The organism is Luteimonas sp. RC10 (assembly GCF_014192745.1).
In the GTDB taxonomy this organism is placed as follows: Bacteria; Pseudomonadota; Gammaproteobacteria; order Xanthomonadales; family Xanthomonadaceae; genus Luteimonas.
Window position 1 is genome coordinate 97,660 of record NZ_JACHYJ010000001.1, and the last position, 24,233, is coordinate 121,892.

The 24,233-nt window shown below is 70.5% G+C and carries 21 protein-coding genes; 11 read left to right on the forward strand and 10 right to left on the reverse strand.

Translation table 11 applies throughout. From position 1 onward, the window contains the following. Positions 1 to 702: 702 nt before the first annotated feature. Positions 703 to 3,870 carry an efflux RND transporter permease subunit gene (locus FHW73_RS00360; protein ID WP_183424734.1) on the reverse strand — a complete coding sequence of 1,056 codons (3,168 nt, stop codon included), beginning with the start codon at positions 3,868 to 3,870 and terminating at the stop codon, positions 703 to 705. A 181-nt stretch (positions 3,871 to 4,051) separates the two neighbouring features. After that, positions 4,052 to 5,143, reverse strand: coding sequence for an efflux RND transporter periplasmic adaptor subunit (locus tag FHW73_RS00365; protein ID WP_255492595.1), 1,092 nt, complete (start codon positions 5,141 to 5,143; stop codon positions 4,052 to 4,054). A 127-nt stretch (positions 5,144 to 5,270) separates the two neighbouring features. Between FHW73_RS00365 and FHW73_RS00370 the strand changes: the two genes are divergently transcribed. From FHW73_RS00370 to FHW73_RS00380, 3 genes are all read left to right on the forward strand, one after another. Further along, complete coding sequence (locus tag FHW73_RS00370) at positions 5,271 to 5,954, forward strand: TetR/AcrR family transcriptional regulator (RefSeq protein WP_183425335.1); 684 nt, start codon at positions 5,271 to 5,273, stop codon at positions 5,952 to 5,954. A 134-nt stretch (positions 5,955 to 6,088) separates the two neighbouring features. Then, positions 6,089 to 6,751, forward strand: a complete 663-nt coding sequence (locus tag FHW73_RS00375) for a protein-L-isoaspartate O-methyltransferase (protein ID WP_183424736.1) — start codon at positions 6,089 to 6,091, stop codon at positions 6,749 to 6,751. A gap of 19 nt (positions 6,752 to 6,770) precedes the next feature. Further along, complete coding sequence (locus FHW73_RS00380; protein WP_183424737.1) at positions 6,771 to 8,123, forward strand: TolC family outer membrane protein; 1,353 nt, start codon at positions 6,771 to 6,773, stop codon at positions 8,121 to 8,123. 60 nt (positions 8,124 to 8,183) lie between these two features. Here the strand turns inward: FHW73_RS00380 and waaA are convergent, their stop codons facing one another. Continuing rightward, the gene (gene waaA / locus FHW73_RS00385; RefSeq protein WP_183424738.1) at positions 8,184 to 9,479 is read right to left on the reverse strand and encodes a lipid IV(A) 3-deoxy-D-manno-octulosonic acid transferase; all 1,296 of its coding nucleotides are present in this window, start codon (positions 9,477 to 9,479) and stop codon (positions 8,184 to 8,186) included. 114 nt (positions 9,480 to 9,593) lie between these two features. On the opposite strand from waaA, the gene lpxL reads away from it, so the two are divergent. Beyond that, the gene (gene lpxL, locus FHW73_RS00390) at positions 9,594 to 10,508 is read left to right on the forward strand and encodes an LpxL/LpxP family Kdo(2)-lipid IV(A) lauroyl/palmitoleoyl acyltransferase (protein WP_183424739.1); all 915 of its coding nucleotides are present in this window, start codon (positions 9,594 to 9,596) and stop codon (positions 10,506 to 10,508) included. 45 nt (positions 10,509 to 10,553) lie between these two features. Here lpxL and FHW73_RS00395 read toward each other — a convergent pair whose 3' ends face one another. The 6 genes from FHW73_RS00395 to FHW73_RS00420 all read right to left on the reverse strand — a co-directional run bounded on the left by FHW73_RS00395 (position 10,554) and on the right by FHW73_RS00420 (position 15,618). Next, entirely contained in the window at positions 10,554 to 11,879 is a 1,326-nt protein-coding gene (locus tag FHW73_RS00395; RefSeq protein WP_345776123.1) for an O-antigen ligase family protein, read from the reverse strand. Between the two features lie 4 nt (positions 11,880 to 11,883). Further along, positions 11,884 to 13,005, reverse strand: a complete 1,122-nt coding sequence (locus tag FHW73_RS00400) for a glycosyltransferase (protein ID WP_183424741.1) — start codon at positions 13,003 to 13,005, stop codon at positions 11,884 to 11,886. Between the two features lie 31 nt (positions 13,006 to 13,036). Next, positions 13,037 to 13,237: a zinc-finger domain-containing protein gene (locus FHW73_RS00405; protein WP_047135595.1), complete on the reverse strand. Its 201-nt coding sequence runs from the start codon at positions 13,235 to 13,237 to the stop codon at positions 13,037 to 13,039. Between the two features lie 85 nt (positions 13,238 to 13,322). Then, complete coding sequence (locus FHW73_RS00410; protein WP_183424742.1) at positions 13,323 to 14,033, reverse strand: pirin family protein; 711 nt, start codon at positions 14,031 to 14,033, stop codon at positions 13,323 to 13,325. 220 nt (positions 14,034 to 14,253) lie between these two features. Beyond that, positions 14,254 to 14,976, reverse strand: coding sequence for a YceI family protein (locus tag FHW73_RS00415; RefSeq protein ID WP_183424743.1), 723 nt, complete (start codon positions 14,974 to 14,976; stop codon positions 14,254 to 14,256). Positions 14,977 to 15,030: 54 nt separating this feature from the next. After that, complete coding sequence (locus FHW73_RS00420) at positions 15,031 to 15,618, reverse strand: malonic semialdehyde reductase (protein ID WP_183424744.1); 588 nt, start codon at positions 15,616 to 15,618, stop codon at positions 15,031 to 15,033. Positions 15,619 to 15,695: 77 nt separating this feature from the next. Here FHW73_RS00420 and FHW73_RS00425 point away from each other — a divergent pair, with 77 nt between their 5' ends. The 7 genes from FHW73_RS00425 (at position 15,696) to crtB (ending at position 23,702) form a co-directional block, all read left to right on the forward strand. Continuing rightward, a complete protein-coding gene (locus FHW73_RS00425) occupies positions 15,696 to 16,682 on the forward strand; it encodes a mitochondrial fission ELM1 family protein (protein WP_183424745.1) in 987 nt (328 codons plus the stop codon). A gap of 182 nt (positions 16,683 to 16,864) precedes the next feature. After that, positions 16,865 to 17,755, forward strand: a complete 891-nt coding sequence (locus FHW73_RS00430) for a polyprenyl synthetase family protein (protein ID WP_183424746.1) — start codon at positions 16,865 to 16,867, stop codon at positions 17,753 to 17,755. After that, a complete protein-coding gene (gene fni / locus FHW73_RS00435; RefSeq protein ID WP_183424747.1) occupies positions 17,752 to 18,828 on the forward strand; it encodes a type 2 isopentenyl-diphosphate Delta-isomerase in 1,077 nt (358 codons plus the stop codon). The genes FHW73_RS00430 and fni overlap by 4 nt, the downstream gene beginning before the upstream one ends. Further along, a complete protein-coding gene (locus tag FHW73_RS00440) occupies positions 18,825 to 20,105 on the forward strand; it encodes a nucleotide disphospho-sugar-binding domain-containing protein (RefSeq protein WP_183424748.1) in 1,281 nt (426 codons plus the stop codon). The genes fni and FHW73_RS00440 overlap by 4 nt, the downstream gene beginning before the upstream one ends. Then, on the forward strand, positions 20,105 to 21,274 hold the full coding sequence (crtY, locus tag FHW73_RS00445) for a lycopene beta-cyclase CrtY (RefSeq protein ID WP_183424749.1): 1,170 nt from the start codon (positions 20,105 to 20,107) through the stop codon (positions 21,272 to 21,274). The genes FHW73_RS00440 and crtY overlap by 1 nt, the downstream gene beginning before the upstream one ends. Further along, positions 21,271 to 22,761: a phytoene desaturase gene (locus FHW73_RS00450; protein ID WP_183424750.1), complete on the forward strand. Its 1,491-nt coding sequence runs from the start codon at positions 21,271 to 21,273 to the stop codon at positions 22,759 to 22,761. Before crtY ends, FHW73_RS00450 begins: the two co-directional genes overlap by 4 nt. After that, entirely contained in the window at positions 22,758 to 23,702 is a 945-nt protein-coding gene (crtB, locus tag FHW73_RS00455; protein ID WP_183424751.1) for a 15-cis-phytoene synthase CrtB, read from the forward strand. Before FHW73_RS00450 ends, crtB begins: the two co-directional genes overlap by 4 nt. Here the strand turns inward: crtB and FHW73_RS00460 are convergent. Beyond that, positions 23,685 to 24,197, reverse strand: a complete 513-nt coding sequence (locus FHW73_RS00460; RefSeq protein WP_183424752.1) for a sterol desaturase family protein — start codon at positions 24,195 to 24,197, stop codon at positions 23,685 to 23,687. The two genes, crtB and FHW73_RS00460, sit on opposite strands and share 18 nt — an antisense overlap. Positions 24,198 to 24,233 lie beyond the last annotated feature (36 nt).

Below are 24,233 nucleotides of genomic sequence, written 5' to 3' on the forward strand. Positions count from 1 at the left end.
GCCCTACTGATTTTTACAGCAGCGCAAGGGACGTAAGTACTTTCCAGCCCTCGAAAGGCACTGTTCACGTCGCCATCCAGTACGAGATTTCTCCCTCTGCGGTTGTCCGATGGTGACTAGCAAGTCGCTCACGCCGATTTCGCTTCACGGAGAAGCTTAATTGTGGCGTCGAGCTTTAGACCAACTTGCAATTCGAACTCATAGCAACCTACTCCGCATCGCGGCTTAGACCACGGCTCTCGTATGCCTCTTAGTTGCATGGTTTTTCTTGCATGGCAGTCTCGTCTTGGGTCCACAGATCGTCGACGCGCACCCTCGTGATCCGATTCCCGAGAACATCATAAAACTTGACCTCGAACTAGTGGTGGACAACCCATACAGAATTCAGGGTTTGAATGAGATAGCTGGCCGGAGTTACGCGCCAAACTACGCCTTGGAGACGTCTCGCGTGAATTTGAGACGGAGATATCGGGAGGCCACCTGATCACGCGTGACGGCTGCTATCTCGGACAGACTTAGGCATGGATACGCTAAGGCCTGGCAATTTGTTCAAGCCGATGCCGCACTTCGCGAGGCCGCTCAATGCAGATGACGGGCGGCACGCGTAACGTCGCATCACTTCATGCCGCTTGCTCGAGGACAGCGCTCGCGGCCTTTGGGACGAAACAGACCCGCCCGACGTCGTCATGTCTGTGGCCGCGCTCACCTCGAGCTTGGCCGCTCATCCTCGCGCACCCGGAACCACGCCGCGTACAGCGCCGGCAGGAAGGTCAGCGTCAGCAGCGTCGCGACGGTGAGGCCGCCCATGATCGCGACCGCCATCGGGCCGAAGAACACGCTGCGCGAGAGCGGGATCATCGCCAGGATCGCGGCGAGTGCGGTCAGCACGATCGGTCGGAAGCGGCGCACGGTGGCGTCGATCACCGCATCCCAGCGCGCGTGGCCGGCGGCGATGTCCTGCTCGATCTGGTCGACCAGGATGATCGAGTTGCGCATGATCATGCCCGCCAGTGCGATCGTGCCAAGCATCGCCACGAAGCCGAACGGCACCCGGAACACCAGCAGGAACAAGGTGACGCCGATCAGCCCCAAGGGCGCGGTCAGCAGCACCAGTGCGCTGCGCGAGAAGCTGCGCAGTTGCAGCATCAGCAGCGTCACCACCACGAACAGGAACAGCGGCAGGCCGGCTACGATCGAGTCCTGACCCTTGCCCGAATCCTCGACCGTGCCGCCGGTCTCCAGGCGATAGCCCGGCGGCAGCGTGCTGCGGATCTCCTCGAGTTCAGGCAGGATCTGGGCGACAACGGTCGGCGGGGTGACATCCCCGCGCACGTCGGCGCGCACGGTGATGGTCGGCAATCGATCGCGGTGCCAGATGATGCCGTCCTCGAACGTCGACTCCAGCCGCGCGACCTGCGACAGCGGCACCGGGCCGTTGGCGCTGGGCATGGCCAGGCTGGCCAGCCGCTCGAGTGCGACGCGCTCATCGGCGGGCCCGCGCATCACGATGCCGATCAATTCGTTGTCTTCGCGGTAGGTGCTGATCTGCTGTCCCGACAGCGAGCTCGACAGGAATTGGGCGATCTGCTGTGAACTCACGCCCAGCACGCGCGCACGCTCCTGGTCGACGACCAGGCGCACGATCCGGCTCGGCTCGTCCCAGTCGAGATTGACGTTCATCGTGTGCGGGTGTTCGCGCACCTTACTCGCGATCGCGTCCGCAATCGCACGCACGCGCTCGACGTGTTCGCCGGACACGCGCAGCTGCACCGGATAGCCGACCGGCGGCCCGGTCTCGAGCCGGGTCACGCGCAGCTGCAATTCGGGGAAAGCGGGCGCGACCTCGTCGACCAGCCAGGTGCGCAGGCGCTCGCGCGCCTCGACATCGGTCGCGGTGACGACGAACTGTGCGAAGTTGGCCTGCGGCAGCTGTTGATCCAGCGGCAGATAGAACCGCGGCGAGCCGGTGCCGACATAGGCCACGCGGCTGTCGACGCCCTCGCGCCCGTCGAGCAGCGCGTCGAGCCGCGCGGCCGCGGCCTCGGTGGCGCGCAGCGAACTGCCCTCGGCGAGTTCGACATCGACCATCAGTTCCAAGCGGGTCGAGTCAGGGAAGAACTGCTGCGGCACGAAGCGGAACAACAGCAACGACGCGACGAACAGCGCCACGGTCGCCCCGATGACCAGCCAGCGATGCGTCAGCGACCAATGCAGCCAGCCACGGAAGCGCCGGTAGAACGGGCGCTGGTACGGATCGTGGTCGTGCGCCTGGGGATCGGCCGGTGCCAGCGCGAACGCGAACGCCGGCCAGCGGTCAGCCGCCCGCAGGCGTGCATCGCGCCAACGCGCAGGCAATGAGCCGGGGCGCGGCGGCTGCGGGTTGGCGAGATCGGGCAGCATCTTCTCGCCGAGCAGCGGGATGAACAGCACCGCCGCGATCCACGACACCACCAGTGCGATCGTCACCACCTCGAACAGCGAGCGCGTGTATTCGCCCGTGCTCGAAGCCGCGGTCGCGATCGGCAGAAAGCCCGCCGCGGTCACCAGCGTGCCGGTCAGCATCGGGAACGCGGTGTGCGTCCACGCGTAGCTGGCCGCCTTGAGCCGGCTGTCGCCCTGCTCCATGCGGATGGCCATCATCTCCACCGCGATGATCGCGTCGTCCACCATCAGGCCCAATGCCAGCACCAGCGCGCCGAGCGAGATCTTGTGCAGGCCGATGTCGAACAGGTCCATCGCGGTGAAGGTCATCGCCAGCACCAGCGGGATCGACACCGCGACCACCAGCCCGGTGCGCAGCCCCAGCGACAGGAAGCTCACCAGCAGCACGATGATCACCGCCTCGGCCAGCACCTTGACGAACTCGCCGACCGAATCGCGCACCGCGCGTGGCTGGTCGGAGACCTTGCGCAGCACCATGCCCGTCGGCAGGGTTTCCTGCAGCCGCGCGAACTCGGCCTCCAAGGCTTTGCCGAGCCGGAGGATGTCGCCACCCTCGTGCATCGCCACCGCGATGCCGATCGCGTCCTCGCCCATGAAGCGCATCCGCGGCGCGGCCGGATCGGCGAAGCCGCGCTCGACGGTCGCGATGTCGCCCAGGCGCACGGTGCGGTCGCCGGCGCGGATCGGGAAGGCGCGGATCGCATCGACCGACTCGAATGCCCCGTCCACACGCAATTGCACGCGCGCATCGGCGGTCTCGAAGAAGCCCGCCGGCACCATCGCGTTCTGCTCCGACAGCGCCTGTTGCACCGCCGCCATCGGAATGCCGAGCGTCGCCAACCGGGTGTTGTCGACCTCGATCCAGATCTTCTCGTCCTGGAGCCCGACCAGTTCGACCTTGCCGACATCGTCGACCTGCTGCAGCGCGCGCTGGATACGGTCGGCGTAATCCTTCTTGATCGCGTAGTCGAAACCGTCGCCGGTCAGCGCATAGATGTTGCCGAAGGTGTCGCCGAACTCGTCGTTGAAGAACGGGCCGATGATGTCCTGCGGCAATTGCGGCCTGAGATCGCCGACCTTCTTGCGCACCTGATACCACAGCGCCGGGATCTCACTGGACCGCATCGAATCGCGCGCGAAGAAGATCACCTGCGACTCGCCGGGCCGCGAGTACGAGCGCAGGAACTCGTAGTCGCCGGTCTCCATGAGCTTGCGCTCGATGCGCTCGGTCACCTGCCGCGACACCTGCTCGGCGGTGGCCCCCGGCCACTGGGTCTGGATGACCATCGCCTTGAACGTGAACGGAGGATCCTCCGACTGCCCCAGCCGACCGTAGGACCAGATGCCCGCGATCGCGACGACGAGCATCGCGTAGAGCACCAGCGTGCGATTGCCCAGCGCCCATTCCGACAGGTTGAAGCGGCTCATGCGCGCACGTCCTGTTCGCCTACGCCCGGCAGTCGCGCGGCCGAGCGCGATGGAACGCTCCCAATGCGGTCACCACGCACGTGCGCAATGACAGGATGGCCATCGCCCCCACCCGTCCTCCCCCGCAGACGGGGGAGGTGCGCGCGCGCGGTGCGGCTCCGGCTCGCCATGACAGGACCGTTCATCGCGCCGCCGCCGGCGTCGGCGCGTCGGGGAGCTGGGGGCGGTTGTCGCGGCCGACCGGCGTCACCGCTTGGCCCTCGCGCAGCAGATGGCCGCCGGCGGCGACCACCAAGGCATCGGGCGCCAGTCCCGAGAGAATCGGCACGGTCTGCGCGCCGAAGGCGCCGGTCTCCACCGGGACCGAGCGCAGCGTGCGGGTCTGCCGATCGACCACCCAGACCGCCTTGCCGCCGTCGACACCGGGCTGGATCGCGGTCAGCGGCACCCGCAGCGTGTCGCCGTCGGCGAGTTCGAAGTGCACGCGCGCACTCTGGCCCAGCTCCAGGCCATCGCGGGCACTGTCGTCGATCGCGACCCTGGCCGCATAGGTCCGCGCCTGCGCATCGGCGGCCGGGGCGATCTCGCGCAGCGTGCCGGGCAGGCGCACGCCGGGCCGGTTCCACAGCTCGATCCAGGCGCGCTGCCCCACCGAGAATGCGGCGATGCGCGACTCGGGCAACGCAATCGCGACCTCCCGGCCCTCATCGCCGGCAAAGGTGAAGATGGTCTGGCCGGCGGCGACGACCTGCCCGGCCTCGGCCTGGCGGCTGGCGATGACCCCGTCGCGCGGCGCCAGCAGTTGGGTGTAGCCGGCCTGGTTGCCGGCGACCTCGGCTTGCGCACGCGCCGAGTTCAGTTGCGCCTGCGCCGCGCGGTAGGCCGCGTCCTGGGCGTCCATCGTCGAGCGGCTGACCAGTTGCTGGTCCACGAGCTGGGCATAGCGCGCACGGTCGGTCCGCGCCCGGGCGTACTCGGCCTCCGCGGCCGCCAGTTGAGCCTGCGCCGACTGCGCCTGCAGGCGCAGGTCGCCGGGGTCGATCTCGGCCAGCACCTGGCCGCGCCGGACCCGCGCGCCGGCATCCACCAGCCGCCGCACCAGTTGCCCGCCGACCTGGAACGACAACGGACTCTCCTCCCGCGCCCGGACCTCGCCGGCGAAGGCGAGCGCGTCGCCCTGCGCGGCATCGGACGGGGTGACGACCAGCACCGGGCGCGCGGCTTCCGGTGGCGCGGGCTCGCGTCCACAGGCGCCCAGCAGCAAGGTGGCCAGGAGGACGGTCGCGAGACGAGGCACGGCGGTGGACTTGACACGGGGCATGGAAGCTCCGGCTGAACGCGGGCGAGGACGCCGTATCGTATATTTTCAGAACTGGTTGGTATAGTATTAACGCATGAGCATGCGTGCCCCTTCCGTCCCCGCCTCCCAGCCCGATGCCCGGGGCCCGGCCGGCCCTGGCCGACCGAAGGACCTGGCCAAGCGCGCCGCCATTCTCGAAGCCGCCGAGCGCATGTTTCTGCAGCAGGGCTACGAAGGCGTGAGCATGGACCAGATCGCCGCCGAGGCGGGCGTCTCCAAGCTCACCGTCTACAGCCATTTCGGCGACAAGGACACTCTGTTCACCGAGGCCGCGGCCGCGTATTGCGAGCAGCAGATGCCCGCTTCGGTGTTCGAGCCCGCGCCCGGCACGCCGCTGCGCCAGCGCCTGCTGGAAGTCGCCGAGGCCTTCTTTGCGATGATCAGCGCGCCTGAAGCGGTGGCCGGCCACCGCCTGCTGTGCACGCCGCAGATGGTCGAAAAGCGCCTGGCCCAGCGGTTCTGGCAGGGCGGCCCCGAGCGGGTGCAGTCGGCATTCGCCGCGTTGTTGCGCCGGCGCATCGAAACCGGCGACCTGGAGATCGAGGAGGCCCTGGTGCCGACCGCGGCCGCGCAGTTCTTCGTGCTGGTCAAGGGCGACCTGCATCAGCGCATGGTGTTCGACTGCGAGGACGCCGACGATTGCGCGCGCCAGCGCCGGGCCCATCTGGAAGCCTCGGTCGACATGTTCCTGCGTGCCTACGGCCGGCCGCACCGCGGCCGCTGAACGCGCCCCCATGGGGGCCGGCATGCCGACAGGGCCGGTGACTTCCGGCACTGCGCCCTTGCCGAGCGCCCCGCGATGATCACCCTGCCCGCGACCGCTAGAATTGCGCGCTGGCGAACTAGGAAACCGCAACAATGACGATCGACTACGCCAAGGCCCGCGCGGCGATGGTGGAACAACAGGTCCGGCCCTGGGACGTGCTCGATGCGCGCGTGCTCGAGACGATCTCGCGCGTGCCGCGCGAGGCGTTCGTCGCCGATGCCCGCCGGGCCCTGGCCTATGCTGACCTGGAACTGCCGATCGGCCACGGCGAGACCATGCTCAAGCCCGTCGTCGAAGGCCGCGCGCTGCAGGCCCTCAAGCTCGAACAGGGCGATGAGGTGCTGCAGATCGGCACCGGCAGCGGGTATCTGGCTGCGTGCCTGGGGCATCTCGCCCGTGACGTCGTCAGCCTCGAGCGCCACGCCGACCTCGCCGACGCCGCGCGCGCCCGGCTGCAGGCGCAGGGCATCGCCAATGTCGAGGTCGTCCACGCCGACGTCTTCGCCTGGAACACCGAGCGCCGCTTCGACGCGATCTGCGTCGGCGGCGCCGTCGATACCGTGCCCGCCCGCTTCCTGCAGTGGCTGCGCCCCGGCGGCCGCATGTTCATCGTCCGCGGCCAAGCACCGGCGATGGAAGCGGTGCTGGTCCGGCGCGAGGGCGAGGACGTCAACGCACCGCGCATCGAGTCGTTGTTCGAGACCGGGCTCGCCTATCTCGCCGGGGCTGCCCCGGTGCCGCACTTCTCCCTCTGATCGACCGAAGGACTCCCCGATGTTCCGCCGCCCCCTGTTCCTGTCGCTCGCGCTCGCGCTGACATCCGGCCCGCTGTTCGCCGCCGATCTCGTCCAGACCTACGAACTGGCCCGCACCAACGACCCGACGCTGTCGATCGCCGAATCGCAGCGGCTGTCGACCCGCGAGGGCGCGGTACAGGCGCGCGCGACTCTGCTGCCGCAGATCAACGGCAGCGCGTCGCTGAGCGACAGCCGCGTCGCGGGATTGTCGGGCAAGGCACGCACGCGCAGCTACGGCGTCAGCGCCAGCCAGGTGCTGTTCGACTGGAGCCGGATCGCCTCGCTGCGCTCGCAGCGCGCGCTGAGCACTGCGGCGGACTTCCAGCTCGACGCCGACAACGACTCACTGATCACCCGTACCGCCTCGGCCTACTTCGACGTGCTGATCGCGACCGAGACGCTGGCCGCCGCAGAGGCCGCCGAGCAGGCGTTCAAGCGTCAGTTCGACTTCGCCGACAAGCGCCTGGAAGTCGGCCTGGCGCCGATCACCGACGTGCACGAGGCGCGCGCACAGTACGACGGCGCCCGCGCGAACACGATCCTGCGCCGCAATGCACTGCAGGATGCCTACCAGGCGTTGGCCGAGATCACCGGCCAGCCGGTCACCAACCTGCGCGGTCTGCCTGACGACTTCACTCCACAGCTGCCCGAGGGCCGCGACGCCGAGGCCTGGGTCGCCACCGCACTGGAGCAGAACCCGCAGCTCAAGGCACTGCAGTACCAGGTCACCGCCAACGAGCACGGCGTGGCCGCGGCAAAGGCCGGGCACCTTCCGACGCTCGATCTCAGCGCCAACTACGGCAACAGCGACACTTGGGGCCGGGATAACCCCGCCGCGCTCGCGCAGCGCGGCGAGACCAACAGCATCGGCGTATCACTGACCGTGCCGATCTTCAGCGGTGGCGCGACGCAGTCGCGCGTGCGCCAGTCGATCGCCCAGCGCGACATCGCGGCCGACCAGTACGAGGCCCAGCGCCGCGCGATCGAGCGCAACACCCGCAGCGCGTACCAGAACCTCGTCGCCGGCATCACCGAGGTCGAGGCGCGCCGGCTGGCGCTGGTCTCGGCCAACGCGGCCTACGAGGCCTCACAGGTCGGCCTGGAAGTGGGCACGCGTACTGTCATCGACGTGTTGATCAACCAGCAGAACCTGTTCTCGGCACGCCAGGACTACGCGTTCGCCAAGTACAACTTCCTGCAGAGCCGGCTGCTGCTCGAGCAGGCCGCGGGCACGCTGGACATCGGCAACCTGCAGGAGGTCAACCGCCAGCTGACGGTCGACGTCAACGGCGTGCAGGCTTCGACCGGCGAGGTCGGCGGGACCCAGTAAGCCGGGACGCCAAGCGTCAACCGACAACGGCGCGGATCGAACGATCCGCGCCGTTGTCGTTCATGGCGCCGGCAGATCGTCGGCGATCAGCGCCAGCGTGCGCGCAAGCGCGCCGCGGCCTTCGGCGAACAGTGCACGACCGGCCTCGCCCATCGTGGTGCGCGTTTGGGCATCCGCCAACAGTGTGGCCAGATGGTCGTGGACCGCATCGGCGTCCTCGCCGATACGCAGCGCGCCGACCCGGCCGAGCTGGCGAGCGATGTCGACGAAGTTCTGCAGGTGCGGGCCGGTGACCACGGGCACGCCGACCGCGGCCGGCTCGAGCAGGTTGTGGCCGCCGATGTCCTGCAGGCTGCCACCGACGAAGGCGACGTCGGCGCAGGCGAAGAACGCGCCGAGCTCGCCCAGCGTGTCGAGCACGAACACGTCGTCGCTCGCATCCGGCCAACGCGTGAACGCGCGCGTGGCCACACGCCAGCCGGCTTCGACGGCCAACTGCGCGACACCGCGGAAGCGTTCGGGATGGCGCGGCGCCCAGATCAGCAGCAGGTCCGGCCAGCGCGTGCGCAAACGCTGGTGGATCGCGATCACCGCCGCCTCCTCGTCGGGATGCGTGCTCGCGGCGATCCACACTTTCCGCCCGCCGATGGTCGCTCGGAACGTCGCTGCCAGCGCCGCGACTGCGCCCTCGTCGATCGTGATGTCGTACTTGAGATTGCCCACGTCTGCGACCTGCTCGCGCGTCGCGCCAAGCTTGACGAAGCGGCGCGCGTCGTCGGCCGATTGCGTCGCAACCCGGCGCACCGTCCGCAGCGCGCGGCCCACCAGCGGCCGCAGCACGCGATAGCCGCGCAGCGAGCGCGCCGACAGCCGGGCGTTGACGATGACCGTGGGCACGCCGGCATCGCGGCAGCAGAACAGTAGGTTGGGCCAGATCTCGGTTTCCACGATCAGGCCGATCCCCGGCTGGAACCGGGCGAGAAACCGCCGCACCGCGCCCGACAGGTCGTAGGGCAGATAGACGTGCTCGACCCGCTCGCCCCACAGTGCGCGCACCCGCTCCGAGCCGGTCGGGGTGATCGTCGTCACCAACAGCCGGCGCTCGGGATCGCGCGCGAGCAGGGCGTTGATCAGCGGCGCCGCGGCGTTGACCTCACCGACCGACACCGCGTGCACCCAGACCGGGGTCGGCGATGGCGTGCTGCGATACACGCCGTAGCGCTCGTTCCAGCGCTGCAGGTAGGCCGGCTGACGGAAGCCGCGCCAGATCAGGTGGTAGACCGTCACTGGCACGAGCACGACCAGCAGCGCCGAATAGAGGCCGCGCAACAGTCGTTCGGTGAGGTCGGCCCGCATCGCGACAGGATAGCGGATGGCGAAGTTGCGGCGGCGATCCGGGCGGCTGCGCGTCGGCGCCGTGCGATGGCGCGCCGGAACGGCGCAGCGACGCGCAGCTTCTACAATGGCCGCATGTCCTCCGCGCCCCCCGTCTTCCCCCGCCCACCGCTTGCGCCCCGCCACTGGCCGGCGTGGTGCGGCATCGGGCTGATGGCGCTGGCCGCACGCCTGCCCTGGCCGCTGCAGCGCGCGCTGGGCCGCGTGATCGGCACGACGCTGCGGCTCGCGCTCGGGAGCCGCCGCAGGATCGCCGCCCGCAATCTGGCGCTGTGCTTTCCCGAGCGCGACGCCGCCGAGCGCGAGGCGCTGCTGCGCGCGCATTTCCACGCGCTGGGCATCGGCCTGTTCGAGTTCGCACGCGCGTGGTGGGGCTCGATCGAGCCGCTGCGCCGTGGGCTGGTCGTGGAAGGCGTCGAGCACATCGAGGCCGCACGCGCACAGGGGCGCGGGGTGATCGTGGTGTCGGGCCATTTCACCACGCTCGAGGTCTGCGGTCGGCTGATGTGCGATTACGTCCCGCTGGCCGGCATGTACCGTCCGCATCGGTCGCCCGCGATGGAGTGGGCGGTGCGTCGTGGCCGCGCGCGCTACGCGGCCGCGATGTTTCCCAAGCGCGACGTGCGCGGCACCGTGCGCCATCTCAAGCGCGGCGGCCTGCTCTGGTATGCGCCCGACCAGGACCCCAGTGGTGGTGACGCGGTCTACGTGCCGTTCTTCGGCCGACCCGCGCACAGCCTGACTTCGACCCACCAACTGGCACGCATGTCCGGCGCGGCCGTGGTGTTCTACCAGCATGTGCGCCGCCCCGATGGCGGCTATACGCTGACCCTGACGCCGGCACCGGCGCCCTACCCGACGACCGACGCGATCGCCGACACCGCGACCGTGATGGCCGGCGTCGAGGCCATGGCCCGCGCCGCGCCCGATCAGTACCTGTGGATCCACCGGCGCTTCAAGCGGCAACCGGACGGCGCGCAGTTGTACTGAAACCACACGGCCGCCGAAGGGCGCCGCCAGGCAAGGGACCCGCCCTCAGCGCACCGCGTCGTGGCCCGGCGGCGCCGGTTCCTCGCGCGCCAGCAGGCTGCCCGCGTACAGCGCCGACAGCAGCAGCGTGAAGCCGCCCCAGAAGGTCGAATAGAACGCCAGATGGGTGTTGAGCGGGAACACCGTGACCGCCAACGCCAGCATCGTCGGCCGCGCCCGCTCGCGCGCGGCCGGGGTTGCGTAGCGCCACGCGCGCCAGGCCAGCGCCAGGCCGGCCAACCACAGCAGCACGCCGATCAGGCCGGTCTCGCTGGCGACTTCGAGCACGATCTGATGGGCGTGGTAGGCCGGGCCTTCGCCCCATTCGGCCAACTGGCCCGGGCGCGGATCGCAGTCGGGAAACGCCTCGCGGAATCCGCGCGCACCCACGCCGTTGATCGGGTGCTCGCGCACCATGCACAAGGCGGCGCCCCAGATGCGGGTCCGACCCGACAGCGCGGTGTCGACGCCCGACTGGTCGGCCGACAGCCCCATCGCGGTGCGCTCGACGCGCTCGCGCACCTGCGGCGAGACCAGCGCCACGACCACGGCGACCGCAGCGCCCGCCACGAACACCGCCAACAACCGCTTCCAACCCAGCAGGCGCCAGCCCGAGAACAGCAGCACCAATGCGTAGGTCAGCCACGACGCGCGCGATCCGGCGAACAGCAGCACCACGCCGATCGCGGCACTGGCGACGACCCAGCCGGCCGCGCCGAAGCGCCGCCCGGCGGCGTACAGCGCGAACGGCGACAGGCTCGCCAGCACGATGCCGAGCTTGAGGTTGCAGGGGCCGAGCACGCCGCCCAGGCGGTCGGCCATCGCCACCTGCTCGGGCGTGCACATCGGCCGGTGGCTGATCAGGTGCTTGAGCTGGTCGATGCCGAAGAACAGCGGACTGGTGCCGAAGAACACTTCGACCAGACCGTCGATCGTCCATACCGCGAGGATGATCGCCAGGCCGCCCAGGGTGATGCGGCGGCCACGCCGATCGGCGACCGCCGAGGCAACCAGCCATAGAAACGGCAGATAGCGCAGGTCGACCAGCGCTTCGCGCAGCGCGCGGCCGACATCGACCGAGTCGATCGCCGAGATCAACTGCGGCAACCAGTACGCGCAGAACAGCACGCTGGTCAGCGCCCAGGCCGGGGCGCTGAGCAGCGCACTGCCGCCACGGAAACGCGCGCGCAGCAACAACACGATCGCCACCAGGGCGCCGAGCACCATCACGCCTTCGGCGTAGCCGGGGGCCGGCCACAGGATCACGAACGCCAGCACCCAGTGCGGCGCCCAGCGCCAACCCACCGCCTGCGGCGCAGGCGCGGCGCCCACAGGCTCAATCGTCGTTGTCGAGTTCGTCATAGACCGTCAGTGTCGCTGCCTGCATGGCCTGCAGGGTGTAGGGCATCGTAGCGGGTGGCGCCGGCGGTCGGGCCAGCAAGCCGATCGCCGCGTCGGCGAGCGCGGCGGCGTCGAACGGCGGCACCTCGCCCTCGGGTTGCAGTTCGGCCAACAGCTCACCCACGCCGCCATGGGCCCAGCCCAGCACCGGCCGCGCGCACGACAGCGCTTCGATCACGGTGCGGCCGAAGGCCTCGGGTTTGCGCGACAGTTGCAGTACCAGGTCGCTGGCCGCATAGGCCTGCACGATCGCCGAGGTCGGCGGCGTCATCGCCAGCGCAGCGCCGCAGCCGGCGGCCTCGGCCTCGCGTGTGAGGGCATCGAGATAAGCCTCCCGGCCCGCCTCGCGCGCACCGGGCATCCACAGGCGCGCGTCGAGGCCCTGCGCGCGTACGGCCGCCAGCAGCGCGATCGCATCGCCGTGCCCCTTCAGGCGGGTGCCGCGCCCCGGCAGCAGCAGCAGCGGGCCGTCGCCGCCGAGCGTCGGATGGGCGGCGGCGACGGCGGCACGCGCAGCGGGATCGGGCCGGGGCGCCGGCGGGAAGCGCGCCGGGTCGATGCCGCGCGGGATCACCCGCAATCGCACCGAGTCGGTCCGCGGATAGTGGCGCAGCAGATGCGCGCGCACGGTGTCGGACACGCAGATCACGCGCTCGCCGCGCGCCATGATCGCGCTGTAGCGCGAGGGCGAGTTCAGCCCGTGCATCGTGGTGACGAAGCGCGGGCGCCGGGCGTCCGGCATGCCGCGCACCGCCAGCCAGCCGAGCCAGGCCGGCAGCCGCGAGCGGGCGTGCACGATGTCGGCCCCGGTCTCGGCGAACAGCCGCCGCAGCGTGCGGACGTGGCGCAGCGCCCAGGGCCGCTTGGCGCCGATGTCGAGTGCGATGTGACGCGCGCCGGTGGCCTCGAGCTCGGGCACCAGCCGCCCGCCGGCCGACACCACGATGGCCGTGTGTCCTGCCGCGACCAGCGCCGACGCGATCTCGATCGTCGAACGCTCGACGCCGCCCGACGACAGCGCCGGCAACAGCTGGACGACGGTCAGCGGACGACGCATGCGGCGCGGCGGACGGCGACGCCGCCGACGGTCAATCGACCAGGACGAAGTGCGCGCCGCAGTACGGGCAATCGGCCGCGCCACCCTCGGCCTCGATCGGCAGGTAGACGCGCGGATGCGAGTTCCACAGCGCCATCGACGGCAGCGGGCAGCTCAGCGGCAGGTCGGCGCGTCGCACCTCGTACTGCTTGGCGGCATTGGCTTGCGTCGGCTGGACGTTGGCTGCGGTCATGGCGGCGGCATCGATCGAACGTGGAAGGCCGCCATTCTAGCCTGCGCGCCGGCCGCCCGTCGGGCGCCGGCCGTGACCCCTGCGCTCAGCGCGGCAGGTCGAACAGCAGCACGTCGGCAAGGTCCTCGCCTTCACCCTCGATGACCAGCGTCGCGGTCTCGTCGACCCAGCCCAATGCATCGCCGGCCGACAGCCGTTCACCATCGACGCGCACCGCACCGCGCGCGACCTGCAGCCAGTAGCGCCGCTCCGGCGACAACGTCGCTTCGACGCGCTCGCCCTCACCCAGCAGCACGCCCTGCAGCGTGGCCTGCTGGCGGATCGCCAGGCTGCCGTCGCGGCCATCGGGCGAGGCCAACACCGCCCAGGCGCCGCGCCGCGCCGCCGGCTCGAACGCGCGCTGCGCGTGGCCCGGGGGCAGGTTGACGCGATCGGGCTGGATCCAGATCTGCAGGAAATGCACCGGCGCCTGCGCCGAACCGTTGAACTCGCTGTGCTCGATACCGTGGCCAGCGCCCATCCACTGCAGCTCGCCAGCCGACAGCGCGCCGCGGCCGCCCTGGTTGTCCGCATGCGCCAGCGTGCCTTCGAGTACGTAGCTGAGGATCTCCATGTTGGCGTGGCCGTGGGTCGGAAAGCCGGCACCAGGCGCGACCCGGTCCTCGTTGATCACGCGCAACGGGCCGAAGCCCATCCACGCCGGATCGTGGTAATGGCCGAACGAGAAGGTATGACGGCTGTCGAGCCAGTCGGTCCGGACCTGGCCGCGGGCCTCGGCGGGGCGATGCAGTTTCATGACGGCACTCCTGGTCGTGCGACGATGGAACAGAGGGGAGACGCGCATCGAACGCGTGTCACCTCCCCCGCGTGCGGGAGAGGTCGACGCGCAGCGCGCGTCGGGTGGGGGCATGGCGTGAGCACACGCACCCACGCCGAAAATACGCGGGGCCCGGGATTGACCACGGGCCCCGCTGGGAATCGCGATCCTGCCGCCGGCGCACCGGCGGCAGCGCACATCACTGCGCGGTGGCAGCGGCCGGCGCGGCGGCGTCCTCGGCGACGACGGCTTCGGTCGTGATCCGCAGCTCGACCTCGTCGCTGACGTTCGGCGCATAGGCGCCAACGCCGAAATCGCTGCGCTTGATCTGCGCAACGGCGTCGAAGCCGGCGGCGGCGCGCTTGACCATCGGCTGCTCGCCGAACTTGTTGATCGTCACGTCGAGCACCACCGGCTTGGTGATGTCCTTGATCGTCAGATCACCGGTGACCTTGAGCTTGTTGGTACCCGCGCTCTCGACCGACGTACTCTTGAACGTGGCGTTGGGGTACTTGGCCGCGTCGAAGAAATCGGCGCTGCGCAGGTGGTCGTCGAACTCGGAGACGTGCGAGTTCAGGCCGGCCAGCGGCAGCGTCACTTCGACCGAGGACGCGGACACGTTGTCGGCGTCGTACACGATGCGGCCTTCGACCTGGCCGAAATGCGCCACCGGATGCGAGAAGCCGAAGTGGCTCCACTGTGCGACCACGTCGGTGTGGTGGGGATCGAGCACGTAGGTGCCCGACACGCCGGCGATCGCCTGGGCGGTGTCCTGGGTTTCGGCCATCGCCTCGCCCGAAGGCTGGGCAGGTGCGGACGCGGCGGGCGCATCGGCGGTGTTGGCGGGCGCGCCGTCCTGCTGGCCGCAGGCGGCGAGAGCGATGGCGGCGGCAAGCGGGAGCAGCAGACGGGTGGTGCGCATGGCGATGTCCTCGGATACGTGGATGGGAACTGCGGAAGGGTCGTGCGGGTGCTTCTAGACGATGCGCGCGGCTTCGTCGAACGGCAGGCGCGGCGAGCGCGGGAAGATCGTCGAAGGATCGCCCTTGCCCAGGTTGACCAGGAAGTTCGACTTGACCTGTGTGCCGGCGAAGAACTCGGCATCGACCTTGGCATTGTCGAAGCCCGACATCGGGCCGGTATCGAGGCCGAGCGCGCGCGCGGCCAGGATCAGGTACGCGCCCTGCAGACTGCCATTGCGGAACGCGGCTTCGCGCCGGTTCTCGCGCGGGCCGTCGAACCAGGCCTTGGCATCGGTGTGCGGAAACAGGAACGGCAGCTTCTCGTGGAAGTCCTCATCGTGGCCGATGATGACCGTGACCGGCGCCGACAGCGCTTTTTCGCGGTTGCCCTCGCTGAGCGCCGGCGCAAGACGCGCCTTGCCTTCGGCGGACCTGACGAACACGAAGCGGGCCGGCGACATGTTGGCCGAGGTCGGGGCGAACTTCAGCAGGTCGTAGAGCCGGTGCAGCGTGGCGTCGTCGATCTGCCCGCCGAACCCATTGTAGGTACGGGCGGTGCGGAACAACTGGTCGAGCGCGGCATCGGGCAGAGCATCGGTCATCGAACGTCTCGCAAGGACTGGACTGGGCCGCAGTGTAGAGTCACCCGGCGGTGGCGCGCGTGCACCGCCCGGAACGGATGGTCACACTCGTGGAACGAAACCCGCACGACGGCGCCGATTGCCGACATATCTGGGCAGTCAGCGACGGCCGCGCCGGCAACGCCCGCCAGGCCGAGGCCTTGGCGGCGGCGGTGGCGTCGGATCGCCCGGTGGCGCAGTTGCATCTCACGCCCCGGGCGCCGTGGCGCTGGGCCGCCCCTCGGCGCCTGCCCGGCGCCGACGTCGCGTTCGGCGCGCGTTATCAGGCGCAACTGCGCGCGCCGCCGATGCTTGCGATCGGCTGCGGCCGACAGGCGGCGCTCGCCACGCGCCTCGTCGGCGCCCATGGTGCACGCACCGTCCAGATCCTCGACCCACGCATCGATCCGCGGCATTGGGATCTGGTCGTCGTGCCCGCGCACGATGCGCTGCGTGGCGACAACGTGCTGGTCGCGCGTGGCAGCCTGCATCCGGTCGACGACGACTGGCTGGCCGCCGCCCGTGCGGCGCATCCGGCCCTGGCGACGCTGCCCGGGCCACGGATCGCGGTATTGCTGGGCGGCGATTCCAAACATGGCCGCTTCGACGTCGCCGCGTTCGAGACCCTGGCCGCGCGGCTCGACGCCCTGGTCGCCCGCGACGGCGGCAGCCTGCTGATCGCGGGCTCGCGGCGGACGCCGCTTCCGGTGCGCGCGGCGCTGCGCGCCCGCTACGCCCACCGCGCCGCCCTGGTCTGGGCGGACGAGGCTGACGGCGCGAATCCCTACCCCGGCCTGCTCGGCTGGGCGGACCGCATCGTCTGCTCGGCCGACTCGGTCAACATGCTCTCCGAGGCCGCCGCGACCCGCGCCCCGGTGTTCGTGTTCGAACCCGAGCGCATCGACGGCGGCCCGCGCCGCTTCGTCGACAGCCTGATCGCCGACGGCCGCCTCCACGTGCTGGGCGAGGCCCTGCCTGATATCCCGGTCGTTCCCCTGCGCGAGACCGCCCGGATCGCCGCCGAGATCCGCACCCGCCTCCTCTAAAAACCGGGGTCAGAGTCCAATTCTTTGGAAATTGCACTCTGACCCCGGTTTTGGGAGGTGTGAACGCGGGCTCGACAGGGGGTGGGCGAGGATGGGGTGCACGTCCCATCACGCTCGCCGCCCATGACCGATCTTCGGTCGGGGCGGCCATCCACGCTGTCCCTGCATCCCGAGGAATCTCCATGCGCGCTCTGGTCGTTCCGCTGCAGGATGCGCCGTCCCCCGAACGCCTGAGAGGCCGCATCGATGCGCGCCTGTCCGAACTGCTGCCCCGGCCCGCCGATCATCGCGATCTGGTGTGCATGGCGATGCGCGAGGCTGCGCTTGCGGCAGGCAAGCGGACGCGGCCGTTGATGGTCCTGATCGCGGGCCGGGAGCTCGGCGGCGATCCGGCCGCCTTGCTCGACCTGGGGTGTGCGGTGGAGATGGTGCATGCCGCCTCGCTGGTGCTCGACGACATGCCGTGCATGGACAACGCGGCGCTGCGGCGCGGCCGTCCGACGATCCACCGCCGTTTCGGCGAGGACATCGCCGCGCTGGCCTCGGTCGGCCTGCTCAGCCAGGCGTTCGCGACCGTGGCCGCATTGCCGAGCGTGGCGCCTGCTGCGCGCGCACGCATGGTCGGGGTGCTCGCCACGGCGATCGGGCCCCAGGGGCTGGTCCGAGGCCAGTGCCTGGATCTGCGCGACAGCGGCGCACGCGCCGCCGACGACATCGCCGACACCAACCATCTCAAGACCGGCGCGCTGTTCGCGGCGGCGCTGGAGATGGCCGCGCTGCTCGCCGATGCCGACGACGCCACGCGGCGTGCGCTTGGCCGGGTCGCGCTCGAGCTGGGGCAGGCGTTCCAACTCCAGGACGATCTACGCGACCGCCACGACAGTGCGTCCACCGGCAAGGACAGCCACCAGGACGCCGGCAAGTCGACCCTGCTGGCATTGCTCGGCGCCGACGAAGTCGAGCGCCGCCTGCGCGCGCATCTGCGGCGCGCCCGCGACACGCTGGCAGACATCTACGGCGAGGACAGCGCGCTGGAGGCGTATTGCAGCCACTTGTTCGGAGCGTCGCAATGAAGCTGGCATCCGGTGCCGGCGACGTCGCGCCGCTGGTGGCCCGCAAGAACGATCACCTGGACATCGTGCTCGACGAGGCCCGCGCCCGCACGCGGGTCGCGACCGGCCTGGCCGACTATGCGTTCGAGCATTGCGCGCTGCCCGAGCTCGACCTCGACGCGATCGATTTGGGCACCACCCTATTCGGACGCCCGCTGCGCGCGCCCTTGCTGATCAGCTCGATGACCGGCGGCGCACTGCGCGCGACCGCGATCAACCGTCACCTCGCCGAGGCCGCGCAAGCGCTGGGCATCGCGCTGGCCGTGGGCTCGCAGCGGGTGGCGTTGGAAACCCCGGCCGACCACGGCCTGACCCGGGATTTGCGGCGCCGCGCGCCCGACGTGCCGATCCTCGCCAATCTCGGCGCTGCGCAACTGCGCGACGGCGGCCCGGACCTCGCGCGACGTGCAGTCGACATGATCGACGCCAACGCGTTGATCGTGCATCTCAACCCGCTGCAGGAAGCGGTCCAGCGCGGCGGCGATCGCGACTGGCGCGGCATCCTCGGCGCGATCGAGCAGCTGGCCACGCATGCGTCGGTGCCGCTGGTGGCCAAGGAGGTGGGCGCAGGCCTGTCGCCGGATGTCGCCCGGCGCCTGTGGAACGCGGGCGTGTCGGTGATCGACGTCGCCGGCGCCGGCGGCACCAGTTGGGCCGCAGTCGAGGCCGAACGCGCACGCGATCCTGCGGACCGGGCCGTGGCGATGGCCTTCGCCGGCTGGGGGATTCCGACCGCGCAAGCGATCGCCGACGTCCGCCAGGCGCTGCCCGAGGCCACGCTGATCGCCTCGGGCGGGATCCGCGACGGTGTCGACGCCGCCAAGGCGATCGCGCTCGGCGCCGATCTCGTTGGTCAGGCCGCGTCGTTGCTCGCCAGCGCGGTGGCCTCGACCGAGGCGGTCATCGCGCATTTCGAAGTCGTGATACGGCAATTGCGGATCGCCTGTTTCTGCACCGCCAGCCGCGACCTCAGCGCCCTGCGCGATGCGCCCCTGCGCGACCAGCGTGGCGACCGCATCTCGCCGCCCGCATGACCCATTTCGCGTTCGTCGCCCCGCCCTTTCCCAGCCACATGCGCGCGCTGCAGACAGTCGCGCAGGCACTGATCGATCGCGGCCACCAGGCCACCTTCTTCCACCTACCCGAGGCCGCGGCCTGGCTCAGCGACCCACGCATCGGTTTTCGCGCGGTCGGGGCAGCCGACCAGCCTGCCGGCACGCTGGCCGCGATGCTGCGGCGGGCCGCGCGGCCCGGTGGGCCCCTGGGCCTGCGCCGCGTGATCCAGGACGTCGCCGGGTCGACCGACCTGCTGTGCCGCACCCTGCCCGATGCCTTCGCGCGCGCCGGCATCGACGCGGTGGTCTGCGATCAGATGGAGGCGGCCGGCGGCCTGGTGGCCGAGGCGCTCGGCCTGCCCTACGTCTCGGTCGCCTGCGCGCTGCCGGTCAACCGCGAGCCCGGCGTGCCGCTGCCGGTGATGCCGTGGGCCTACGCCGACGACGCCCGGACACGGCAGCTGTGCGAGGCGAGCAGCCGCGTCTACGACCGCCTGATGGCGCCGCACGGCCGGGTGATCGCGCGCCACGCGGCAGCGTTCGGTCTGCCGCCCCGCCACGCGCTCCACGACTGCCTGTCGCCGTATGCACAGCTCAGCCAGACCGTCGCCGGGTTGGAGTTCCCGCGCCGCGCGCTGCCCGCGCACTTCCATCATGTCGGCCCGTTGCGCGACGCTGCGCCCGATCCGCCGCTGACCTTGGACCTGGCGGCGGACCGGCCAGTGGTGTTCGCGTCGCTGGGCACCCTGCAAGGCCAGCGGCTGGCGATCTTCCGCCGCATCGTGCGCGCCTGCCGCCGGCTGGATGCGCATCTGGTGCTGGCCCACTGCGGTGGCCTGTCGCCGGCCCAGGCGCGCAGCCTGCAGGTGCCCGGTGCGGTCGAGGTCGTGGACTTCGTGCCGCAGCGCGCGATGCTCGCACGCGCCGATACGGTGATCTCGCACGCCGGGCTCAATACCGTGCTCGATGCCTGCGTCGCCGGCACCCCGATCCTCGCGCTGCCGATCGCCTTCGATCAGCCGGGTGTCGCGGCCCGCGTGGTCCATGCCGGCGCCGGCCTGAAGGCCTCCGCGCACCTGGCCGGCGCCAGCCGCTTGCAACGCCTGCTGACCCGGCTGCTCGCCGAACCGGACTTCCGGCAGCGCGCGCAGGCGCTGGGCGTCGCGGCGCAGGCCGCGGGCGGCAGCGCGCGTGCCGCCAGAATCGCAGAGGCGGTGGCGACCAGCGCCCGCCCGGTGTTGGCCGAGGCCGCCTGATGGATGCGCACCATGATCTGATCCTGGTCGGCGGCGGACTGGCCAACGCGCTGATCGCGCTGCGCCTGCGCGATACACGCTCCGACCTGCGCGTGCTGGTGCTCGAGCGCGGTCCGCAGCCCTGCGGCAATCACACCTGGTCGTTCCACGACAGCGACCTGACCGACGCACAGCGCCACTGGCTGACACCGCTGGTGCATCGCCACTGGCCGGCGTACACGGTGCGTTTTCCCGAGCGGCAACGGCGCCTGGACGGCGGTTACGCCAGCGTGCTGTCGGACACCCTCGCCGCGCGCCTGCGCGACGCGCTTGGGGACGCGCTGTGCTGCGACACGGCGGTCGTCGAACTGGCGCCGACGCAGGTCGTGCTCGGCGATGGCCGCATACTCACCGCCGGCGCCGTCGTCGACGGCCGCGGCGCGCGCCGCAGTCCGTCCATGACGCTCGGCCACCAGGCGTTTCTCGGCCGCGTGCTGCGCACCGCGCAACCGCATGGGCTCGAACTGCCAGTGATCATGGACGCCGATGTGGCCCAGGGGCTGGGCTATCGCTTCGTCTACCTGCTGCCGTTCTCCGCCGACACCGTGCTGGTGGAGGACACCCACTATGTCGACGACGACCGGCCCGAGTTCGATGTGCTCGGCGCGAACATCGACCGCTACGCACGCGACCGTGGCTGGCAGGTGGCGGCCTGCCTGCGTGAGGAGCGCGGCGTGCTGCCGATCGTGCTCGACGGCGATCTCGATGCCTTCTGGGACGAAGGCGGCCGTCAGCCGCGCGTTGGCCTCGCCGCCGGATTGTTCCACGCCACCACCGGCTACTCGCTGCCGCACGCCGTCCGGCTTGCCGACCGCATCGCCGCAAGCCCCCGGCTCGATGCCGAGTCCCTGTACGCACTCACCCGGAACGAAGCGCGCGCGCACTGGCAGCGTCAGGCGTTCTTCCGCGCGCTCAACCGCATGCTGTTCCGCGCCGGACGTCCGCAAGACCGCTGGCGTGTGATGCAGCGCTTCTACGGCCTGCCGGCCGGTCTCATCGCCCGGTTCTATGCCGACCGGCTGCACCTGTTGGACAAGCTGCGCATCGTCGCCGGCAAGCCGCCGGTGCCGGTCGCGGCCGCCTGGCGCGCCGTGCGCGGCACCCCTATCGCCTCGAGGAACATGCAATGACGTCACCCAAACGCGCCGTGGTCATCGGCGCGGGTTTCGGCGGGCTCGCGCTCGCCATCCGGCTGCAGGCCGGCGGCTGGCAGACCACGCTGCTCGAGAAGCGCGACAAGCCGGGCGGCCGCGCCTACGTCTACGAAGACCAGGGCTTCGTCTTCGACGCCGGTCCGACCGTGATCACCGACCCCTCGGCGCTGGAGGAATTGTTCGCGCTGACCGGCCGGCGCATGGCCGACTACGTCGAGCTGCTGCCCGTCGAGCCGTTCTATCGGCTGTGTTGGGAGGATGGCTCGCACTTCGACTACGCCAACGACCAGGATGCGCTCGACCGCCAGATCCACGCGCGCAATCCGGCCGATGTGGCCGGCTACCGCCGCTTCCTTGCCTATTCCAAAGCCGTGTTCGAGGCCGGCTACGTCGAACTGGGCGCGGTGCCGTTCCTGTCGTTCCGCGACATGCTCGCTGCCGGCCCACGCCTGGCGCGCCTGCAGGCGTGGAAGAGCGTGTACGGCATGGTGGCGCGCTTCATCCAGGACGAGCACTTGCGCCAGGCGTTCTCGTTCCATTCGCTGCTGGTCGGCGGCAACCCGTTCAAGACCTCGTCCATCTACACCCTGATCCACGCGCTGGAGCGGCAGTGGGGCGTGTGGTTCCCGCGCGGCGGCACCGGTGCGCTGGTGCGTGGGCTGGTGCGGCTGTTCGAGGACATGGGCGGGCGCATCGAACTCAATGCCGACGTCACCCGGATCGAGATCGCGCAATCGCGCGCCACCGCCGTGCAGTTAGCCGACGGGCGGCAGTTCGCGCTCGACGCGCTGGCCTCCAATGCCGATGTCGTGCACACCTACGATCGCTTGCTCGGCCACCATCCACGCGGCGCACAGCAGGCGGCCGCGCTCAAACGCAAGCGCTTCAGCATGTCGCTGTTCGTGCTGTACTTCGGCCTCGATCGCCGTCACGAGCAGTTGCGGCACCACACCGTGTGTTTCGGCCAGCGCTACCGCGGGCTGATCGATGAGATCTTCGACGGCAAGACACTCCCCGACGACTTCTCGCTCTACCTGCATGCGCCCTGCGCGACCGACCCATCGCTCGCGCCGCCGGGCTGCGGCAGCCACTACGTGCTCGCGCCGGTGCCGCACCTGGGTAATGCCGACATCGACTGGGACGTAGAAGGCCCGCGCTATCGCGACCGCATCTTCGACTACCTCGAGCGCTTCTACATGCCCGGCCTGCGCGAGCAGTTGGTCACCAGCCGCTTCATCACCCCGTTCGATTTCCGCGACACGCTCAATGCGCACCACGGCTCGGCGTTCTCGCTCGAGCCAGTGCTGACCCAGAGCGCATGGTTCCGTCCGCACAATCGCGACGCGGACATCGCCAATCTCTACCTCGTCGGCGCCGGCACCCATCCCGGCGCCGGCGTGCCCGGCGTGGTCGGCTCGGCCAAGGCCACGGCCGCACTGATGCTCGACAGCGCGGCGCCATGAGCACCGCGCTGCTCGCGCACGCACATCGCACGATCGCGGTCGGCTCCAGAAGCTTCGCCACCGCGTCGCGCCTGTTCGATGCCCACACCCGTCGCAGCGCCGTGCTGTTGTACGCCTGGTGTCGCCACTGCGATGACGTCGTCGATGGCCAGTATCTGGGGGCCGGCGGCGCGGCCGATCCGGACGGCGGTGGCGCCGAACGTCTGCAGATGCTCTATGCGCAGACGCGCCGGGTCTACGCGGGCGAGACGATGAGCGAGCCCGCCTTCGCCGCGCTGCAGGCCGTCGCCCTCGGGCATCGCATCCCGATCGCGCTGCCGCTGGCGCATCTGGACGGCTTCGCGATGGACGTCGACGGACATCGTTACGACACGCTCGACGACACGCTGCGCTATTGCTACCACGTCGCCGGCGTGGTCGGCCTGATGATGGCGCGCATCATGGGCGCGCACGACGAGGCCACGCTCGACCGCGCCTGCGACCTCGGCCTGGCGTTCCAGCTGACCAACATCGCGCGCGACATCGTCGACGACGCGCAGGTCGGCCGCTGCTACCTGCCCGAGACCTGGCTGGCCGCGCACCGGGTACCGAGGGCCGAACTGGCCGATCCTCGCCACCGGCAGGCCCTGGCCGAGATGGCCGCAGCGCTTGTACACGCCGCCGAGCCCTACTACGCCTCCGCCGGGCCCGGCCTGGCGGCGCTGCCGCTGCGCTCGGCGTGGGCGGTGGCCACCGCGCATGGGGTCTATCGCGAGATCGGCCTGCGGGTCGAGCGCGAGGGCGCGCGGGCCTGGGACCAGCGCGTCAGCACCTCACGCGCGACCAAGCTGCGTCTGCTCCTGCGCGCCGCCGGCACCGCACTGCGTTCGCGGCGGCAAGTCCCGCCAGCGCGCCCGGCGCAGCTGTGGCAGCGGCCGTTGACCTCAGACCCGGGGCGGTGACCTGCGCGCAGCGGGCCGGCGCAGCGGGCCGCCGTGGATGCGACGCAGGTCGGCCTTGAGCCTGTCCACCGACGGCGCCCACAGGAAACCGAACGACACGCAGCCGTTCTTGCCGTCCACCGCGTGGTGCATGCGATGGGCCTGGTACAGCCGCTTGAGATAGCCGCGGCGTGGCACGTAGCGGAACGGCCAGCGCTGGTGCACCAGGCCATCGTGCGCGATGAAGTAGAGCGCGCCATAGGCCGTCATGCCCGCGCCGATCCATTGCAGCGGCGGCCGGCCGTTCGTTCCCAGATAGATCAGCGCGATCGCGATGCCGGCAAACACCACCGCGAACAGGTCGTTCTTCTCGAAGCGCCCGCGCCGCGGCACATGGTGCGATCGATGCCAGCCCCATCCCCAGCCGTGCATGATGTATTTGTGCGCGGCCCAGGCCACCCACTCCATCGCAGCCAGAGTGCAGAGGAAGACCGCAGTGTTGGTAAGCAGGGACATGGCCGGCGTCGCGGGCGGATGCGACAGCGTAACCAC

Bases quoted from the DNA above. Each gene is read 5' to 3' on its own strand.
- FHW73_RS00440 (WP_183424748.1), top strand. From the start codon at position 18,825: ATGACCCATTTCGCGTTCGTCGCCCCGCCCTTTCCCAGCCACATGCGC.
- FHW73_RS00360 (WP_183424734.1), bottom strand. From the start codon at position 3,870: ATGAGCCGCTTCAACCTGTCGGAATGGGCGCTGGGCAATCGCACGCTG.
- FHW73_RS00425 (WP_183424745.1), top strand. From the start codon at position 15,696: ATGGTCACACTCGTGGAACGAAACCCGCACGACGGCGCCGATTGCCGA.
- fni (WP_183424747.1), top strand. From the start codon at position 17,752: ATGAAGCTGGCATCCGGTGCCGGCGACGTCGCGCCGCTGGTGGCCCGC.
- FHW73_RS00400 (WP_183424741.1), bottom strand. From the start codon at position 13,005: ATGCGTCGTCCGCTGACCGTCGTCCAGCTGTTGCCGGCGCTGTCGTCG.
- lpxL (WP_183424739.1), top strand. From the start codon at position 9,594: ATGTCCTCCGCGCCCCCCGTCTTCCCCCGCCCACCGCTTGCGCCCCGC.
- crtY (WP_183424749.1), top strand. From the start codon at position 20,105: ATGGATGCGCACCATGATCTGATCCTGGTCGGCGGCGGACTGGCCAAC.
- FHW73_RS00405 (WP_047135595.1), bottom strand. From the start codon at position 13,237: ATGACCGCAGCCAACGTCCAGCCGACGCAAGCCAATGCCGCCAAGCAG.
- FHW73_RS00415 (WP_183424743.1), bottom strand. From the start codon at position 14,976: ATGCGCACCACCCGTCTGCTGCTCCCGCTTGCCGCCGCCATCGCTCTC.
- waaA (WP_183424738.1), bottom strand. From the start codon at position 9,479: ATGCGGGCCGACCTCACCGAACGACTGTTGCGCGGCCTCTATTCGGCG.
- FHW73_RS00380 (WP_183424737.1), top strand. From the start codon at position 6,771: ATGTTCCGCCGCCCCCTGTTCCTGTCGCTCGCGCTCGCGCTGACATCC.
- FHW73_RS00460 (WP_183424752.1), bottom strand. From the start codon at position 24,197: ATGTCCCTGCTTACCAACACTGCGGTCTTCCTCTGCACTCTGGCTGCG.
- FHW73_RS00370 (WP_183425335.1), top strand. From the start codon at position 5,271: ATGCGTGCCCCTTCCGTCCCCGCCTCCCAGCCCGATGCCCGGGGCCCG.
- FHW73_RS00420 (WP_183424744.1), bottom strand. From the start codon at position 15,618: ATGACCGATGCTCTGCCCGATGCCGCGCTCGACCAGTTGTTCCGCACC.
- crtB (WP_183424751.1), top strand. From the start codon at position 22,758: ATGAGCACCGCGCTGCTCGCGCACGCACATCGCACGATCGCGGTCGGC.
- FHW73_RS00410 (WP_183424742.1), bottom strand. From the start codon at position 14,033: ATGAAACTGCATCGCCCCGCCGAGGCCCGCGGCCAGGTCCGGACCGAC.
- FHW73_RS00430 (WP_183424746.1), top strand. From the start codon at position 16,865: ATGCGCGCTCTGGTCGTTCCGCTGCAGGATGCGCCGTCCCCCGAACGC.
- FHW73_RS00375 (WP_183424736.1), top strand. From the start codon at position 6,089: ATGACGATCGACTACGCCAAGGCCCGCGCGGCGATGGTGGAACAACAG.
- FHW73_RS00450 (WP_183424750.1), top strand. From the start codon at position 21,271: ATGACGTCACCCAAACGCGCCGTGGTCATCGGCGCGGGTTTCGGCGGG.